The organism is Serratia sp. SA088 (assembly GCF_049065515.1).
GTDB lineage: Bacteria > Pseudomonadota > Gammaproteobacteria > Enterobacterales > Enterobacteriaceae > Serratia > Serratia nematodiphila.
Window position 1 is genome coordinate 165,669 of record NZ_JBAKGW010000006.1, and the last position, 16,759, is coordinate 182,427.

15 protein-coding genes are annotated in these 16,759 nt (G+C 58.2%); 4 read left to right on the top strand and 11 right to left on the bottom strand.

The features are described from left to right. Positions 1 to 73: 73 nt before the first annotated feature. The 3 genes from ACOWVD_RS16590 to lrhA all read right to left on the bottom strand — a co-directional run bounded on the left by ACOWVD_RS16590 (position 74) and on the right by lrhA (position 2,854). Positions 74 to 748, bottom strand: a complete 675-nt coding sequence (locus tag ACOWVD_RS16590; RefSeq protein WP_004936039.1) for a NuoB/complex I 20 kDa subunit family protein — start codon at positions 746 to 748, stop codon at positions 74 to 76. Positions 749 to 763: 15 nt separating this feature from the next. After that, positions 764 to 1,201 (bottom strand): NADH-quinone oxidoreductase subunit NuoA, encoded by a 438-nt coding sequence (gene nuoA / locus ACOWVD_RS16595; RefSeq protein ID WP_004936040.1) that lies wholly within the window; start codon positions 1,199 to 1,201, stop codon positions 764 to 766. Positions 1,202 to 1,909: 708 nt separating this feature from the next. Next, on the bottom strand, positions 1,910 to 2,854 hold the full coding sequence (gene lrhA, locus ACOWVD_RS16600) for a transcriptional regulator LrhA (protein WP_004936045.1): 945 nt from the start codon (positions 2,852 to 2,854) through the stop codon (positions 1,910 to 1,912). Positions 2,855 to 3,709: 855 nt separating this feature from the next. Here lrhA and ACOWVD_RS16605 point away from each other — a divergent pair. Continuing rightward, positions 3,710 to 4,924: a pyridoxal phosphate-dependent aminotransferase gene (locus tag ACOWVD_RS16605; protein ID WP_004936047.1), complete on the top strand. Its 1,215-nt coding sequence runs from the start codon at positions 3,710 to 3,712 to the stop codon at positions 4,922 to 4,924. A 107-nt stretch (positions 4,925 to 5,031) separates the two neighbouring features. Continuing rightward, positions 5,032 to 5,631, top strand: coding sequence for a 5'-deoxynucleotidase (gene yfbR / locus ACOWVD_RS16610; protein ID WP_015378582.1), 600 nt, complete (start codon positions 5,032 to 5,034; stop codon positions 5,629 to 5,631). A gap of 27 nt (positions 5,632 to 5,658) precedes the next feature. Here yfbR and ACOWVD_RS16615 read toward each other — a convergent pair whose 3' ends face one another. From ACOWVD_RS16615 to yfbV, 4 genes are all read right to left on the bottom strand, one after another. Beyond that, positions 5,659 to 7,509 carry an SLC13 family permease gene (locus ACOWVD_RS16615; RefSeq protein ID WP_197763346.1) on the bottom strand — a complete coding sequence of 617 codons (1,851 nt, stop codon included), beginning with the start codon at positions 7,507 to 7,509 and terminating at the stop codon, positions 5,659 to 5,661. 79 nt (positions 7,510 to 7,588) lie between these two features. Then, the gene (locus ACOWVD_RS16620) at positions 7,589 to 8,245 is read right to left on the bottom strand and encodes a sugar phosphatase (RefSeq protein WP_004936056.1); all 657 of its coding nucleotides are present in this window, start codon (positions 8,243 to 8,245) and stop codon (positions 7,589 to 7,591) included. A 17-nt stretch (positions 8,246 to 8,262) separates the two neighbouring features. Then, complete coding sequence (locus ACOWVD_RS16625) at positions 8,263 to 8,757, bottom strand: YfbU family protein (protein ID WP_004936059.1); 495 nt, start codon at positions 8,755 to 8,757, stop codon at positions 8,263 to 8,265. Between the two features lie 143 nt (positions 8,758 to 8,900). Then, positions 8,901 to 9,356 (bottom strand): terminus macrodomain insulation protein YfbV, encoded by a 456-nt coding sequence (gene yfbV, locus ACOWVD_RS16630; protein ID WP_004936061.1) that lies wholly within the window; start codon positions 9,354 to 9,356, stop codon positions 8,901 to 8,903. 358 nt (positions 9,357 to 9,714) lie between these two features. On the opposite strand from yfbV, the gene ackA reads away from it, so the two are divergent. Then, entirely contained in the window at positions 9,715 to 10,917 is a 1,203-nt protein-coding gene (ackA, locus tag ACOWVD_RS16635; RefSeq protein WP_004936063.1) for an acetate kinase, read from the top strand. 74 nt (positions 10,918 to 10,991) lie between these two features. Beyond that, a complete protein-coding gene (gene pta / locus ACOWVD_RS16640; RefSeq protein ID WP_004936066.1) occupies positions 10,992 to 13,151 on the top strand; it encodes a phosphate acetyltransferase in 2,160 nt (719 codons plus the stop codon). Positions 13,152 to 13,214: 63 nt separating this feature from the next. Here the strand turns inward: pta and ACOWVD_RS16645 are convergent, their stop codons facing one another. From ACOWVD_RS16645 to ACOWVD_RS16660, 4 genes are read right to left on the bottom strand one after another with little or no spacing between them, the layout of a single operon-like run. Beyond that, on the bottom strand, positions 13,215 to 14,174 hold the full coding sequence (locus ACOWVD_RS16645) for a transketolase family protein (RefSeq protein ID WP_021505560.1): 960 nt from the start codon (positions 14,172 to 14,174) through the stop codon (positions 13,215 to 13,217). Beyond that, complete coding sequence (locus ACOWVD_RS16650; RefSeq protein WP_274864660.1) at positions 14,167 to 15,018, bottom strand: transketolase; 852 nt, start codon at positions 15,016 to 15,018, stop codon at positions 14,167 to 14,169. Before ACOWVD_RS16650 ends, ACOWVD_RS16645 begins: the two co-directional genes overlap by 8 nt. 13 nt (positions 15,019 to 15,031) lie before the next feature. After that, a complete protein-coding gene (locus ACOWVD_RS16655; protein WP_004936074.1) occupies positions 15,032 to 16,411 on the bottom strand; it encodes a PTS ascorbate transporter subunit IIC in 1,380 nt (459 codons plus the stop codon). A gap of 23 nt (positions 16,412 to 16,434) precedes the next feature. Next, entirely contained in the window at positions 16,435 to 16,716 is a 282-nt protein-coding gene (locus ACOWVD_RS16660; protein ID WP_015378585.1) for a PTS sugar transporter subunit IIB, read from the bottom strand. Positions 16,717 to 16,759: the final 43 nt, after the last annotated feature.

Sequence of the window (16,759 nt, forward strand, 5' to 3'; positions counted from 1 at the left end):
GGTTATTCGCCGCAAGTTTCACTTTTCGCTGTGTTAACCAATAGCGCACTAAGATGGACGTTAAATGAACGTCTTAAATCTCGTCAGGCGTCCGGAGGTTGGTCACCGCGATGCGCTCGCCGTGTTTACGCTCTCTTTCAGACTGCATATTGGCGCGGTAAACGCCCTGATCGCCGACAACCCACGACAGCGGGCGACGTTCTTTGCCGATGGATTCCTGCAGCAGCATCAGCGCTTGCATGTAAGCTTCCGGACGCGGTGGGCAGCCGGGAATGTACACGTCGACCGGCAGGAACTTGTCCACGCCCTGCACCACGGAATAGATGTCGTACATGCCGCCGGAGTTGGCGCAGGCGCCCATCGAGATCACCCACTTGGGCTCCAGCATCTGCTCGTACAGGCGTTGGATGACCGGAGCCATCTTGGTGAAGCAGGTGCCGGCCACCACCATCAGGTCAGCCTGACGCGGGGAGGCGCGCAACACTTCCGCACCGAAACGCGCCACGTCGTGAACGGCGGTAAACGACGTCACCATCTCCACGTAACAGCACGAAAGGCCGAAGTTATACGGCCAAATAGAGTTTTTACGCCCCCAGTTCACCATGTCATGCAGCGCATGTTCGAGTTTACCCATGTAAACCGTGCGGTGGACCTGTTGTTCCAGGGGATCGGCGACGATCTCCTGTTTTTGCAGGGGATAACGGTCGTTCTCACCGTTCGGGTCTATGCGGGTGAGCGTATAGTCCATCTTAATGCCTCGCTGTTACTGCGGATGACTGTTGGTGTTAGTGATCGTGCTCGGTTTACTGCGGCGTTGGGAACGCGCCGGAGTCCAATCCAACGCGCCGATGCGCACCAGATAAACCAGACCGGCCAATAGCACCAAAATGAAAATGGCGGCTTCGATAAAGCCCACCCAGCCGCTCTCGCGAATCGAGACCGACCAGGCATACAGGTATAAGGCTTCAACGTCGAAAATAACGAAGAACATGGCCACCAGGTAAAACTTGGCGGACAAGCGCATGCGCGCCGTGCCGACGGAGTCGATACCTGATTCAAACGGGGTGTGTTTGGCGCGCGCCCGGGCTCTCCCGCCCAAGAAGAACGCACCCAGCAGCATTAAGCCGCAAAGCCCGATAGCCACGACGAGAAATACGGCGAGCGCCCAGTGATGAGCGATAACTTCAGTGGTTGTTGACATACTCTATGCTTACTCATCAAAAGTGGCGTCGATCGCACTGCTCTTGTCACCGGCAGTTAGTGCGCCACATCGATTTAAGGGAAGGATAAATAACCACACAAACAAACTGCTTTTACAGCGAGTTAGGCAGCGTTTTTCTGTGGGCTTTTTACTCCTTTCTATAACCTTTTGTCAACTTTGACAAAAGTATCTACACACTAGTTTACATACGTATCATTTGATTAACATTTGATGCGCCAGGGACAGGCTAAATCGTGTCAGTTAATTTTTGTGTAGAAACAGATAGATATAAACCAACATGCACATTTCAGTTTTACTATACCATTGTCTCAGGAATTCCCTGTTCTTCCACTCACTACCTAGGGGTATTTTTTTGATCCAGGACACGTTTTCAGCATAAATCCTCAAAAAAAGTGTGGCCCTTTAACAATTTTCCTCAAATTAAGCCGCAAAAACGGCCGTCATAAGCTAACAAAATAACCCTGCTATTACCATGCCTTTAACTCATTCAATCTTATTGTTCAAAAAATAAACCCAGCATCTTAAACCCGGTCAAATTCTCTTTTCAGCAACGCTTAAAAGTTAATAAAACAGCCAACTCATAACAAAATCGTCATTAAATCCCTATAACAGTAAAAATCGCCAAAAAAAGGGCAAAAAAAACCTCCGCCGAAGCAGAGGTTTTTCATCAGATATCACGCCGCGGCGTTATTCTTCTTCGTCCACCAGGCTGGCGTCATCCTGATCGCCCTGGAGACCGGCTTCCGCGCCGTTGAAGCCATAGCCGTCATTGCCGCCCTGCATCGCGCTGAAGATGGCCATTGCCAGTTCGTTGCTGCACTGCGCGTTTTTGCATAGAGCATACTGGGTATCCGGCAGCGGCGGCAAACCTTCCACCGCGCCCAGCACCCGCAGGTCGGGGCTCATCATTTCGATCGGCCGCGCGGTCACGCCCAGGCCGGCCTTACAGGCCGCCCGCACCGCAGACAGCGTGGAGGCGACGTAGGCGATGCGCCACGGGATACCGGCTTCGTCCAACTGTTTGATCGCCAGCGCGCGGAACGGGCTTGGTTCATCCATCACCACCAGCGGGATAGGTTCGCCGGCCTGATAGTGGTAATCGGCAGCGCAGTACCACAGCGTCGGCGACGTGCGCAGCACGATGTGTGGGTGCCCGGCCGGATCGGCCGTGGTCACCGCCAGATCGATCTCACCCTCTTCCAGCAGATCGACCATCGTCGTGCTGCGCTTTACGCGCACGTCAATGGCCAGCTTCGGATAGATGGCGGTCACGCGGTTCAACAGGAAAGGCAGAATGGTATCGGCGGTGTCGTCGGAAGCGCCGATGGTCAGAACACCTTTAATATTGTTGTACATCAGCGAGGTACAGGCTTCGTCGTTAAAGCGCAGGATCTTCCTGGCATAACCGAGAAGCTGAATACCATGCTCAGTCAGGAGTTTGTTGCGCCCATGGCGGGCAAACAGTTCTTTGCCGACCAGTTGCTCTAATCGCTGCATTTGTTGACTGACGGCTGATTGCGTACGGCAAACGGCAACAGCCGCCGCCGCAAAGGTATTCAAATCAGCAACCGCAACAAAGGTTCTTAGCAGATCGAGGTCGAGATTAAGTATCGGACGATTTGCAGTTGTCATAGTGTATTCTTCACTTTTTTAAATTCTAATTTACGAACTACTACCCTGGTGTGTTTCTCAGACGCCGTTGAAAAGGACGGTGCCTGTTATGACAGTACCCCACTCATAAGTGGAGGGCAAAAAAATTACTTATGATTCGTTACCTCTATCGCCTTTTAAAATGCGATCTATCGATGGTGCTTATAGAACGCGGGGGACTGAATACCGGTGAAAAGGGAAAACCCCCACCGAACCTGAGATTTTACTCATTGATACCGCCTAATTTCCACTCCATTCGTGCTACTGAGAATCCTTATCAACCGGCGTTCAGACTGCATTTCAGAGTAAGAAAAATAAATAATTAACGGCGCCAACTTCGTGTTATCACTCAATGAATTTAATAAATTCAATCAGTAAGATTTTTACTTTAAATAACAATCCTATAACCACATAAACAATGCTTAAGCTGAAATATAAAGTAAAGCTAATGTAAATATGCCATTTTCTTAGTGTGGTGCGCTAACCGGCAACCCGCTATCAGACAACTCCGGTATTATCATTCCTTTACAGTTTATTGAAGCCCATTCTCACTTTCGGCTTATCATTTCACTGCTACCGGCCGCGATCGTCGGCACGTCTCGTTTATCGACACGCAATTTCACAGAACAAAACCCTAGTAAAATTATAGTTCATGAAATTATGAACCACAAAATAACTTTACCTTTGCTTATCATAACTAAAATCCCCCGTTACGACATGCATTTGCACCAAAGGCGTGCAAAACCCTTCAAAAGCAACTACGCCAGGAGTACATTGGGCGGGTTGCGGCGTCCCACGGTAGGAGCGCCCCTATCCCAGCAAAAGGCTCAACTTTTTATGTCCCCCATTGAGAAATCCAGCAAACTGGACAACGTCTGCTATGACATTCGCGGCCCGGTGCTTAAAGAAGCTAAACGTCTTGAAGAAGAAGGCAACAAAGTCCTGAAACTGAACATCGGCAACCCTGCCCCGTTCGGTTTCGACGCCCCGGACGAAATCCTGGTCGACGTGATCCGCAATCTGCCCACGGCGCAAGGTTACTCCGACTCCAAGGGCCTCTTCTCGGCGCGTAAAGCGATCATGCAGCACTATCAGGCGCGCAACATGCGTGACGTGACCGTTGAGGATATCTACATTGGCAACGGCGTCTCCGAGCTGATCGTTCAATCCATGCAGGCGCTGCTCAACAGCGGCGACGAAATGCTGGTGCCGGCGCCGGACTATCCGCTGTGGACCGCCGCGGTTTCGCTGTCCGGCGGCAAGGCCGTACATTACCTGTGCGATGAGCAGGCCGGCTGGTTCCCGGATCTGGACGACATCATCAGCAAGATCACCCCGCGCACCCGCGGCATCGTGATCATCAACCCGAACAACCCGACCGGCGCGGTGTACAGCAAAGCGCTGCTGGAGCAGATCGTCGAGATCGCCCGCCAACACAACCTGATCATCTTCGCCGACGAAATCTACGACAAGATCCTGTATGACGAAGCGGAGCATCATTCGATCGCTGCGCTGGCGCCAGATCTGTTGACCGTGACCTTCAACGGCCTGTCGAAAACCTACCGCGTGGCAGGCTTCCGTCAAGGCTGGATGGTGCTGAACGGGCCGAAGAAGCACGCCAAAGGCTATATCGAAGGGCTGGAGATGCTGGCTTCGATGCGCCTGTGCGCCAACGTGCCGATGCAGCACGCCATTCAGACCGCGCTGGGCGGTTATCAAAGCATCAGCGAATTCATTCAGCCCGGCGGCCGTCTGTACGAACAGCGCAACCGCACCTGGGAACTGCTCAACGACATTCCGGGCGTCTCATGCGTGAAGCCGCAGGGCGCGCTGTATATGTTCCCGCGCATCGATGCCAAACGCTTCAATATCCATGACGACCAGAAACTGGTGCTGGATCTGCTGCTGCAGGAAAAAGTGCTGCTGGTGCAGGGGACCGCATTCAACTGGCCCTACCCGGATCACGTGCGTATCGTCACCCTGCCGCGCGTAGACGAGCTGGAAATGGCGGTCGGCAAGCTGGGCCGCTTCCTTGAAGGCTACCATCAGTAATCGCCTGGGGCGCAGCGCCTTGCTGCGCCCTTCTCTCATTGCCCGGTTGCAAAATTCGCCGTCACTGCTTCACAATGGGGCCCTCACTTGCCGTTAAAGAGAGCACCATGAGCCAGAGCCATTTCTTCGCCCATCTGTCCCGCCTGAAACTGATCAACCGCTGGCCACTGATGCGCAACGTGCGTACCGAGAACGTCTCCGAACACAGTCTGCAGGTGGCCTTTGTCGCCCACGCGTTGGCGGTGATCAAGAACCGCAAATTCAACGGCAACCTCAACGCCGACCGCGTTGCGCTGCTGGCGATGTACCACGACGCCAGCGAAGTGATCACCGGCGACATGCCGACGCCGATCAAGTACTACAATCCGCAGATCGCCCATGAGTACAAGAAGATCGAAAAGATCGCCCAACAAAAGCTGCTGGACATGATCCCCGCTGAGCTGCGCAACGATTTCCGCACCATTCTCGATGAGCACTACTACAGCGAAGATGAAAAGCAGGTGGTAAAGCAGGCGGACGCATTGTGCGCCTACCTGAAATGCCTGGAGGAGCTGTCTGCCGGCAACAACGAATTCACCCTGGCCAAGGCACGGCTGGATAAAACCCTGGAGCAGCGCCGCAGCCCGGAAATGGACTACTTCATGGAGGTATTCATTCCCAGTTTCAGCCTGTCATTGGACGAAATCAGCCTCGACAGCTCGCTGTAACCCCGCCGGCGCAGCCTCGCTGCGCCGTTAAAAACCGTAGAGCCACGGCACCACAATCACGCTGACCGCCATCACCAACAGGGTGAACGGCACGCCGAGCCGCACAAAATCGCCGAACTTGTAATTGCCCGGCCCCAGCACCAGCGTATTGACCGGTGAAGAGACCGGCGTCATAAAGGCGGCGGACGCGGCGACGGCGATAATCATCGCGAACGGGTATGGCGATACCCCCATTTCGCGCGCGGCGGCGATGGCGATCGGCGCCATCAGCACCGCCGTCGCGGTGTTGGAAATAAACAGGCCGATGGTGGCGCACAAGACGAACAGGCACAGCAGCATCACGCGCGGCCCCGCGCCGCCGGCGACGTCCATCAGCCCGCTGACGATCAGATCCACCCCGCCGGTCTTTTGCAGCGCCTGCGCGAACGGCATCATGCCGACAATCAAAATAATGCTCGGCCAATGGATCGATTTATAGGCGCTCTCCATATCAATACAGCGGAACTTGCCCATCAACAAACAGGCGATCAGCGCCGCGATTGGGTTGGGGATTTCGTCGGTCAGCATCATCGCCACCATCAGCGCCAGACAAAACAGCGCGTGCGGCGCCTGCGTGATGGCCGGTGCCACTTCGTCCACCTCGGCCGGCAGATTGAGCACGATAAAGTCGTGGGTTTTGGCCTGCAGCTGACGAATCGCCTTCCAGTCGCCGATCACCAGCAAGATGTCGCCCAGTTCCAGCGGCTCGTCCACCAATTTGCCGCCCAGCGTCTCGCCGTGGCGGCGGATACCCACCACGTTCAGATCGTAGCGGCTGCGGAACGCCGCTTCGCGCAGGCTTTTACCCAGCAGCGCCGAGTCCGGGATCAGCGAGACCTCCGCCATGCCGACGTTGCGCGACTGTTCAGAGAAGTAATCACCGCGCAGCACCATCGGCTCCAGCCGCTGTTCGCCGCAGAATTCGCGCAGATCGACCTGGCTGTCCGACATGTCGATCAAGAGGACGTCGCCCTCGCGCAGTTCGGTGCTGCCGGAGGCGCTGACCATCACCCGCCGGAAGCGTTTCCAGCGCTCGATGCCCACCACGTTGGCGCCATAGCGCGCACGCAGGTGCAGCTCGTCCAGCGAACGCCCGATCAGCGGCGAAGCGCTGCGGACAGCCAGCCGCCGCGCACGGCCGGTCAGCTTATAATCGCGGATAAGGTCACGGAAGGAGCGGCGCTGCCAGTCGTCGCCGGCTTTGCCCGTGTCACTGCTGCCCAGCCAACGGCGGGCGATCAGCATGTAGCCGACGCCCAGCGCCAGCACCGCCAGGCCGATGGGCGTCACGCTGAAGAAACCGAAACCATGGATGCCTTCGCGCACCAGTTCGCTGTTGACCACCATGTTGGGCGGCGTGGCCACCAGCGTCATCATGCCGCTGATAAGTCCGGCGAAACTGAGCGGCATCATCAGCCGCCCCGGCGCGATCTTCATTCTCGCCGTCACGCTGAGCACCACCGGGATAAAGATCGCCACCACGCCGGTCGAGCTCATAAATGCCCCCAGCCCGGCGACCGTCACCATCAGCAGCATCAACATTTTAGTTTCGCTGCTGCCGGCGACTTTGACCAGCCAGTCGCCCACCTGATAAGCCACGCCAGTGCGCACCAGCCCTTCGCCGATCACGAACAGCGCGGCGATCAAAATCACGTTGGGATCGCTGAAACCGACCGTCGCCTCCTGCAGGCTGAGCGTGCCGCTCAGCACGAAAGCGATGATCACCAACAGCGCCACCACGTCCATACGCAGCTTGTTGGTGGTAAACAGCACGATGGCAATCAGCAGTAAACTCAGCACCCACAGTAATTCGCTGTTCAAAACGGTCTCATCCGGCAAATGTCCAAGGGCCTAAAAAATAGCATAAAAAAACCCCGCCGAGGCGGGGTCTAATCAATTAGGGTGAAGATAATGCCACTTAGGCCAGCCGGCGAACGATCGCGCCCTGCGCCGTTTTATCGACGGCGATCTGCGCCAGCGAATCCAGCCGCAGGTCGACCTGCTCCAGCTTCGGCGCATCGGCCGGGGCGTTGACCGCAATCACCTGGCAACCCGCCGCCAGGCCGGAGAGAATGCCGGCCGGTGCGTCTTCGACCACCACGCACTCGTGCGGCGCCAGCCCCAGGCGCTCGGCGCCCAGCAGATAGGCGTCAGGCTGCGGCTTGCCATGTTTAACCTGCTCAGCGGTGATGAACACCGCCGGCTGCGGCAAACCGCCGGCCTGGCGGCGAGCGCCCGCCACCGGCACCGAACCGGAGGTGACGATCGCCCAAGGGATGCCGAGCGCGTTCAGGCGCTCCAGCAACGCAATCGCGCCCGGCAGCGCGCGAACGCCGTCGGTATCCTGCGCTTCCACCTGCTCCAGCAATTGGAATTCACGCTGAATTTCCGCTTCGCTTTCGCCCGGCATAAAGTGGCGCAGAGAAGTAATGGCCTGTTTACCGTGAATGAAGTCCAGCACCGCTTGCGGGTCGACGCCGCGGCGCTCGGCCCAGTGCGTCCAGGCGCGCTCTACCGCCGGCAGCGAATCCACCAGGGTGCCATCAAGATCGAACAGAAAACCCTTACACTCCACAGAAAACCTCTTCTTAATCAAGCATTGATGATTTGCGCTATCTCAACGGCGCTCAAGTGATACTGGCGCGGGCAGGCCTGCCAAATCGCCAGCATACGCTGATATTTTTCCCACATTTTGGTCTGGGCGTTAAAACCGTGGCTGCCGGAATCAAAGTGAGTATAGCGCCCCTCGGTGCTGACCAGGAAACGCACATAACTCAGGTAGCGCGCCTCGGTCGCGGCATCGAAACCGAGAAACGCCAGGCGGCGCTCGTCCAGATCCTGCTTCTCTTTCAGGTTGCCCCAGGAAACCTGCAGCGCATGATGCATCTCCATCACGTTGATGATGGTGCGGCACACCTCTTCGCTCAGTTCGCCGAAGTCGCGATCCAGCTCGCGCATTTGCAAACCGAAGCCGCGTTCGACGATGGTTTGCAACCGGCGATAACGATCGCCGTTGTCCGGATCGAGCAGGGTCATCATCTTATACTGATTCGACAGGATCAGCCGCTGGGCGTTGGTCATTTCCATCAGGATTTCCTCATTTCTGTGTGATGGCGGGAGCATCGCACAGCGCAAGAACGCAGGAAATCACAACTCGACCGTTCTTTGATTTAAACCGGGGTTATTGGCGCTTTGACGAGAAAGGCCGCATCAGCGCGGCCTTTTTTCATTTACAGATCGTCGAGGAAGGTTTTGTCCAGCTGCTTGAAGGCGCGCTTGAGCAAATCAGCCAACGTCTGATAGGTCGGCGTGCCTTCGAGCGGCGCTACCGCCTGCCCGGCTTCCGTCAGCTTGTTGCGCACCTCATGAAACCATTGCAACAGCGTCGGTGGCAGCGGCGTAACAGAGCGGCGCCCCAGCCACCACAAGCCCTGCATCGGCAGGCTGCAAGCGAACAGCGCGGTGGCGATCGCCGGGCCGAGCTGGCCGCCGAGCGCGATCTGCCAGGTCAGCGTGAAAATCGCCAACGGCGGCATGAAACGAATAGCGAAACGGGTGGCACGCGCAACGCGGTTCTCCGGAAAGACCGGTGCCAGACGTTTGTCTGACGGCCAGGTTTTCATATAATGCTGCCCGCGCTGGAAGACCTGAAACCAGCTTACGGAACCGGACGGTTTGCTCGTCATTGCGTACCTCAACGTCACGTAAAGAAACTAAAAGCGTGCTGCCAGAGACCATACTAAAAAATTTGAAGCTTTAAATTTATTTTGTGTTTGCACCGGGCTATCGGTATCCTAAGCCGGCCTTGTGGCCGGTAGAAGATGACGTAAATTTTGTCAACTTTTAGCCCTATAAAAATCAAGATTATTTAAACCGCAGAGAAATCATCGGTTTTTCCATCATCCTGTGATTTGTGCACTTCACATGATGTTAATCATAAATGTCATCGGCACTATGCGCTACGCTTGTTGTCTGATTGACGATTAATTCACCACGTGTGTTCGATTTTCTTTTAACAACACGACTATTTAAGTAGGTACTTCCATGTCGAGTAAGCTAGTACTGGTTCTTAACTGCGGCAGTTCTTCTCTGAAATTCGCCATCATCGATGCCGTTAACGGCGACGAATTCCTCTCCGGTTTGGCCGAGTGTTTCCACCTGCCTGAAGCTCGCATCAAGTGGAAAATGGACGGCGCCAAACACGAAGCTGCCCTGGGGGCCGGCGCTGCACACAGCGAAGCGCTGAACTTCATTGTTAATACTATTCTGGCACAAAAACCAGAGCTTTCCGCGCAGCTGACCGCCATCGGCCACCGCATCGTGCACGGCGGCGAGAAGTTCACCGCCTCCGCCGTGATCAACGACGAAGTTCTGCAGGGTATCAAAGATTCCGTGCCGTTTGCACCACTGCACAACCCAGCTCACCTGATCGGCATCGCGGAAGCGCTGAAATCCTTCCCTCACCTGGCTGACAAGAACGTTGCCGTGTTCGACACCGCGTTCCACCAGACCATGCCGGAAGAGTCTTACCTGTACGCCCTGCCGTACAGCCTGTACCGCGACCACGGCGTTCGCCGCTACGGCGCACACGGCACCAGCCACTTCTACGTGACTCAGGAAGCCGCGAAGATGCTGAACAAGCCGGTGGAAGAAGTGAACGTGATCACTTGCCACCTGGGCAACGGCGGTTCCGTCACCGCAGTGCGCAACGGCCAGTGCGTTGACACCTCCATGGGTCTGACCCCGCTGGAAGGCCTGGTAATGGGCACCCGCAGCGGTGACATCGATCCGGCTATCATCTTCCACCTGCACGATTCTCTGGGCATGAGCGTTGATCAGATCAACAAGATGCTGACCAAAGAATCCGGCCTGCTGGGCCTGACCGAAGTCACCAGCGACTGCCGTTACGTTGAAGACAACTACGACAGCAAAGCCGACGCCAAACGCGCCATGGACGTGTTCTGCCACCGTCTGGCCAAATACGTCGGCGCCTACAGCGCGCTGATGGAAGGCCGTCTGGACGCGGTGATCTTCACCGGCGGCATCGGCGAGAACGCCGGCATGGTGCGTGAGCTGACCCTGAACAAACTGGGCCTGCTGGGCTTCGAAATCGACCACGACCGCAACATGGCCGCTCGCTTCGGCAAATCCGGCGCCATCACCAAAGACGGCAGCCGCCTGGCGCTGGTGATCCCGACCAACGAAGAGTTGGTCATCGCGCAGGACGCATCCCGCCTGACCGCGTAATGCTCTCAAAACACCGTCAGCCCAGGCTGACGGTGTTGTTTTAGCCTCATGTTAATCGTGAAGAGGACTATTCTGTGTCACGTACTATTATGTTGATCCCCACCGGCACCAGCGTCGGCCTGACCAGCGTCAGCCTGGGTGTCATCCGCTCCATGGAGCAAAAAGGCGTTCGTCTGAGCGTGTTCAAACCTATCGCTCAACCGCGCACCGGCGACAACGCACTCGACCAGACCACCACTATCATCCGCAGCAACTCCACCATCCCGGCGGCCGAACCGCTGCGCATGGATTACGTTGAGGGCCTGCTGAGCTCCAACCAGCAAGACGTGCTGATGGAAGAGATCGTGGCGCGCTACCACGAGAACACCAAAGACGCGGAAGTGGTGCTGATCGAAGGCCTGGTGCCGACCCGCAAACATCAGTTCGCCAACGCGCTGAACTACGAGATCGCCAAAACCCTGAACGCCGAGATCGTCTTCGTGCTGGCGCTGGGCAACGACTCCCCGGCGCAGCTGAAAGAGCGCATCGAACTGGCGCGCACCAGCTTCGGCGGCAGCAAGAACAAAAACATCACCGGCGTGATCATCAACAAGCTGAACGCACCGGTCGACGATCAGGGCCGCACCCGTCCTGACCTGTCCGAAATCTTCGACGACTCCACCAAGGCCAGCATCGCCCATGTCGATCCTGCGCAGCTGTTCGCCAACAGCCCGCTGCCGGTTCTGGGCTGCGTGCCGTGGAGCTTCGATCTGATCGCCACCCGCGCCATCGACATGGCTCGCCACCTGAAGGCCCGCGTGGTCAACGAAGGCGACATCATGACCCGCCGCGTGAAGTCCGTGACCTTCTGTGCGCGCAGCATTCCGCACATGCTGGAACACTTCCGCCCAGGCTCCCTGCTGGTGACCTCCGCAGACCGTCCTGACGTACTGGTCTCCGCCTGCCTGGCGGCGATGAACGGCGTGGAAATCGGCGCTATCCTGCTGACCGGCGGCTACGCCATCGACGAGCCGATCAAGAAGCTGTGCGAACGCGCCTTCCAGACCGGCCTGCCGGTGTTCATGGTCGACACCAACACCTGGCAGACCTCGCTGAGCCTGCAGAGCTTCAACCTCGAAGTGCCGGCGGACGACCACCAGCGCATCGAGAAAGTGCAGAACTACGTGGCCAGCCACATCAGCACCGAGTGGATCGATTCGCTGACCGCCACCTCCGAGCGTTCACGCCGCCTGTCTCCACCGGCGTTCCGTTACGAGCTGACCGAACTGGCGCGTAAAGCCGGCAAGCGCATCGTGCTGCCGGAAGGCGACGAGCCGCGCACCGTGAAAGCGGCGGCCATCTGTGCCGAACGCGGCATCGCGGAATGCGTGCTGCTCGGCAACCCGGACGAGATCCAGCGCGTCGCGGCGGCGCAAGGCGTTGAGCTGGGCAAAGGCATCGAAATCGTCGATCCGGTCGCCGTGCGTGAAAACTACGTGCCGCGTCTGGTTGAGCTGCGCAAGAGCAAGGGCATGACCGAAGTGGTCGCGCGCGAGCAGCTGGAAGACAACGTGGTGCTCGGCACCCTGATGCTGGAACAAGGCGAAGTCGACGGTCTGGTCTCCGGCGCGGTTCACACCACCGCCAACACCATCCGTCCGCCGTTGCAGTTGATCAAAACCGCGCCGGGCAGCTCGCTGGTGTCCTCCGTGTTCTTCATGCTGCTGCCTGACCAGGTACTGGTCTACGGTGACTGCGCGATCAACCCGGATCCGACCGCCGAGCAGCTGTCTGAAATCGCCATCCAGTCTGCGGATTCCGCCGCCGCCTTCGGCATCGAGCCGCGCGTAGCGATGATCTCCTACTCCACCGGCAACTCCGGTGCGGGCAGCGACGTCGAGAAAGTGCGCGAAGCGACCCGTCTGGCGCAGGAAAAACGCCCGGACCTGATCATCGACGGCCCGCTGCAGTACGACGCCGCCATCATGGCCGACGTTGCCAAATCCAAGGCGCCGAACTCACCGGTGGCCGGCCAGGCGACCGTGTTCATCTTCCCGGATCTGAACACCGGCAACACCACCTACAAAGCGGTACAGCGTTCCGCTGACCTGGTCTCCATCGGGCCGATGCTGCAAGGCATGCGCAAACCGGTGAACGACCTGTCGCGCGGCGCACTGGTTGACGATATCGTCTACACCGTTGCGCTGACGGCGATCCAGTCTTCCCAGGCTGACGCTGCCGCCGCCAAGGCCTGATATTCTTCAGGTTGAGCGATAAAAAAGCGCCGGTCATTGACCGGCGCTTTTCTTTTGCGTTCCCTAACGCGCCAGCAACTGCCCGGCGGCCTCCAGAATATGTTCGGCGGTCAGACCATACTCCTGCTGTAAAAACGCCTGGGTGCCCACCTGGCCGTAACGCTCCTTCACCCCCACGCGCCGCATCGGCGTCGGGCACTCCTCCGCCAGCACTTCCGCCACCGCCGATCCCAGCCCGTTATGAATGCTGTGGTTTTCACAGGTGACGATGCGTCCGGTCTTGGCCGCGTAGGTTTTGATCAGTTCACGGTCAATAGGCTTGAGGGTGAACATATCGATCACCGCCGCGCTGACGCCCTGCCGCGCCAGCATCTCCGCCGCCTTCAGCGCCTCCGCCACCATGATGCCGTTGGCGATCAGCGTGATATCGTCGCCGTCGCGCAGCAGGTTGCCCTTGCCGATGGTAAAGCGCGAGCCCTCCTGGTAGATGCGCGTCGCCTGCTTGCGGATGGTGCGCACCCAGTAGAAGCCGCGCAGATCCATCAGCTGGCGCAGAACGTCGGCGAACATGGTGGCGTCGGTCACTTCCAGCACCACCGAATGCGCCAGCCCGCGCACGATGCCCATGTCTTCGAACGACATGTGGGTGCCGCCGTTGTGGCAGGCGCTTACCCCCGCGTCGGAGGCGATCACTTTGACGTTGTTGCGCTGGTAATCCAGCGACATGAACAGCTGATCGAAACAGCGGCGGCTGGCGAAGGCGGTGAAGGTGTGCACGAACGGCACCCGGCCGGTGAGCGACAGCCCGGCGGCGACGCCGATCACGTTGGCCTCCATGATGCCGCAGTTGATCACGTGCTGCGGGTGATCCTTGTGCACACCGTCCATCGCCATCGAGCTCATCAAATCCGCCTCCAGCGCGATGATCGGCGCGCCCGCCTCAATCTGCCGCCGCACCGCGCCGGCGTAGACTTTGCGCATTTCGACGGTGTCGTTTTCCAACTGCGTCACTACGTTAAACATGGGCGGCCTCCAGTTCGGCGATGGCTTTTTCGATCTCCAGCTGCACGTCCGGCGTCAGGCGCAGGTGGTGTGAGTTCGACAGGTTTTCCAGATAGGTCACGCCCTGTCCCTTGATGCTGTCGAGCACGATCGCCAGCGGCCGCTGTTCACCGCCGCGCGCCGGCGCTACCGCCGTCAGCAGCGCCGCGATGTCGTCGCCCTTGACAGTCTGCACCTCAAAGCCGAAGGCGCGGAACTTGGCGGCCAGATCGAACGGTTGGATCACCTCGTCCAGCGCGCCGTCCAGCTGTTGCTTGTTGTAATCGATGAACAGCGTCAGGTTGTTCAGGTTGTGGTGGGCGATAAACTGGAACGCCTCCCAGCACTGTCCTTCATTCAGCTCCCCGTCGCCGAGAATGCTGAACACCCGATTGCGCCGCCCCGCCAGCCGATGGGATAACGCCATGCCGGCGGCGATCGACACGCCCTGCCCCAGTGAGCCGGTGGTGGCGTCCACGCCGCGCGTGCGCAGCCGGTCCGGGTGGCTCGGCAGGCGCGTGCCGTTCTGGTTGAGGGTCTTCAGTTCCGCCAGCGGGAAGTAGCCCTTGATCGCCAGCGTGCTGTACAGCGCCGGGCCGGCGTGCCCTTTCGACAGCACAAAGTCATCGCGCTCCGGCCAGTCCGGATCCGCCGGATCGATGCGCATCACGCCGCCGTACAGCACCGCCAGCGTCTCCACCACCGACATGCAGCCGCCATAGTGGCCGAAGCCCAGCCCGGTCAGCGCTTTCAGCGTTTCCAGGCGGATCGCGCGCGCCAGGGCACGCAGCTCTTCAATTTCCGTTTCGCTCGTTGTGTCGTTCATCAGTCTGCCCTCGTTATTTCTCGACGCGGTCAGCGGCCGGCGCGCCTTTGCGTTTTCCCAGGAAGTTATGCGCCACCAGCAGCGCGAACACGGCGACGATCGCCAACATGATCATCTCCTTCGACATAAAGCGCGCCATATTGCCCAGCAGGATGCCGATCGCGCCGAAGTCGGCGTCGGAGAAAGTGGTGTTGGCAAAACCAAGCGCCCCCAACACCGGCAGCAGCAGCACCGGCAGGAAGGTGATCAGCAGCCCGTTGGCAAAGGCGCCCAGCATCGCGCCGCGCCGCCCGCCGGTCGCGTTGCCGAACACCCCGGCGGTAGCGCCGGTGAAGAAATGCGGCACCACGCCGGGCAGGATCAGCACCATCTTCAGTTGCCCCAGCAGGAACAGCCCGGCTAACCCGCCAAGAAAGCTGAACAGGAAGCCGATCAGCACCGCGTTGGGGGCATAGGGATAAACCACCGGACAATCCAACGCCGGCCGCGCGTTAGGCACCAGTTTTTCCGAGAAGCCGGTGAACGCCGGCACGATCTCCGCCAGAATCAAGCGCACGCCCTGCAGAATGATGAACACCCCAGCGGCGAAGGTGATGGCCTGGATAATCGAATACACCAGGTAGTTCTGGCCGCCGCTGAGCTCGCTTTCCACATAGGCCCGCCCGGCGCAGATCGCCAGGATCAGGTAGATGACGATCATGGTCATCGAGATCGAAATGGAGCTGTCGCGCAGGAAGCTGAGATTTTTCGGTAGGTTCATCTCCTCGGTTGAGCGCGAATTTTTGCCCACCTTCGAGCCGATCCAGCCGGACAACACATAGCCCAGGGTGCCGAAGTGGCCGAAAGCGATATCGTCATTGCCGGTGATGCGGCGCATATAGCGCTGGGCAATCGCCGGGAAGAACGCCATCACCAGCCCCAGGGTCAACGCGCCGGTAAACACCAGCTGCACGCCCTCGAAGCCTGCCACCGTCAGGATGATGCCGATCATGCAGGCCATGTAGAAGGTGTGGTGGCCGGTGAGGAAGATGTATTTCAGCCGGGTGAAGCGCGCCACCACGATGTTCGCCACCATGCCAAACGCCATGATCAAGGCGGTGGAAGCGCCGTATTTCTCCAGCGCGATAGAGACGATCGCTTCGTTGTTCGGAATGATGCCCTGAATATTAAACGCGTGTTCGAACATGCCGCCCAACGGATTGAGCGACCCGACCAATACCGTGGCGCCGCCGCCCAAAACGATAAAGCCGAGAATGGTTTTTACCGTGCCTTTCACCACGTCGGAAAAGGATTTCTTTTGCGCCAGCAAACCGATCAGCGCAATAAGCCCGACCAGCACCGAAGGCACCTTTAATATATCCACCACAAACTTGAGCGTTTCCTGGATAAACATATCCACCTCGCCAATCGTTTTATTCAGAGGATTGAGTGGGCTTCGAAGTAAGCGCGCAGCTTGGCTTCCAGCTCATTGATGTCGATGATGTTGCTGATCACCACCAGCTGCTCGGCCGGCACGCTGGCGCTGTCGGCAATGTCTTTCGCCATCACGAACACGTCGGCCGCGCCGGGAGTGGCGGACGACAGATCGGAGTGTTCAACCTCGGCCTCCACCCCCATCTTTTTCAGCACCTTTTTAATGTTCATTTCCACCATAAAGCTGCTGCCGAGACCTGAACCGCAAATCGCCATGATTTTCATGATATCCACCTGTTGAATTTAGCGTGTAGGGTAGCGCCGCCGG

Coding starts and splice junctions, on each gene's coding strand:
- ACOWVD_RS16590 (WP_004936039.1), bottom strand. CDS start 748: ATGGACTATACGCTCACCCGCATAGACCCGAACGGTGAGAACGACCGT.
- nuoA (WP_004936040.1), bottom strand. CDS start 1,201: ATGTCAACAACCACTGAAGTTATCGCTCATCACTGGGCGCTCGCCGTA.
- lrhA (WP_004936045.1), bottom strand. CDS start 2,854: ATGACAACTGCAAATCGTCCGATACTTAATCTCGACCTCGATCTGCTA.
- ACOWVD_RS16605 (WP_004936047.1), top strand. CDS start 3,710: ATGTCCCCCATTGAGAAATCCAGCAAACTGGACAACGTCTGCTATGAC.
- yfbR (WP_015378582.1), top strand. CDS start 5,032: ATGAGCCAGAGCCATTTCTTCGCCCATCTGTCCCGCCTGAAACTGATC.
- ACOWVD_RS16625 (WP_004936059.1), bottom strand. CDS start 8,757: ATGGAAATGACCAACGCCCAGCGGCTGATCCTGTCGAATCAGTATAAG.
- yfbV (WP_004936061.1), bottom strand. CDS start 9,356: ATGACGAGCAAACCGTCCGGTTCCGTAAGCTGGTTTCAGGTCTTCCAG.
- ackA (WP_004936063.1), top strand. CDS start 9,715: ATGTCGAGTAAGCTAGTACTGGTTCTTAACTGCGGCAGTTCTTCTCTG.
- ACOWVD_RS16645 (WP_021505560.1), bottom strand. CDS start 14,174: ATGTTTAACGTAGTGACGCAGTTGGAAAACGACACCGTCGAAATGCGC.
- ACOWVD_RS16650 (WP_274864660.1), bottom strand. CDS start 15,018: ATGAACGACACAACGAGCGAAACGGAAATTGAAGAGCTGCGTGCCCTG.
- ACOWVD_RS16655 (WP_004936074.1), bottom strand. CDS start 16,411: ATGTTTATCCAGGAAACGCTCAAGTTTGTGGTGGATATATTAAAGGTG.
- ACOWVD_RS16660 (WP_015378585.1), bottom strand. CDS start 16,716: ATGAAAATCATGGCGATTTGCGGTTCAGGTCTCGGCAGCAGCTTTATG.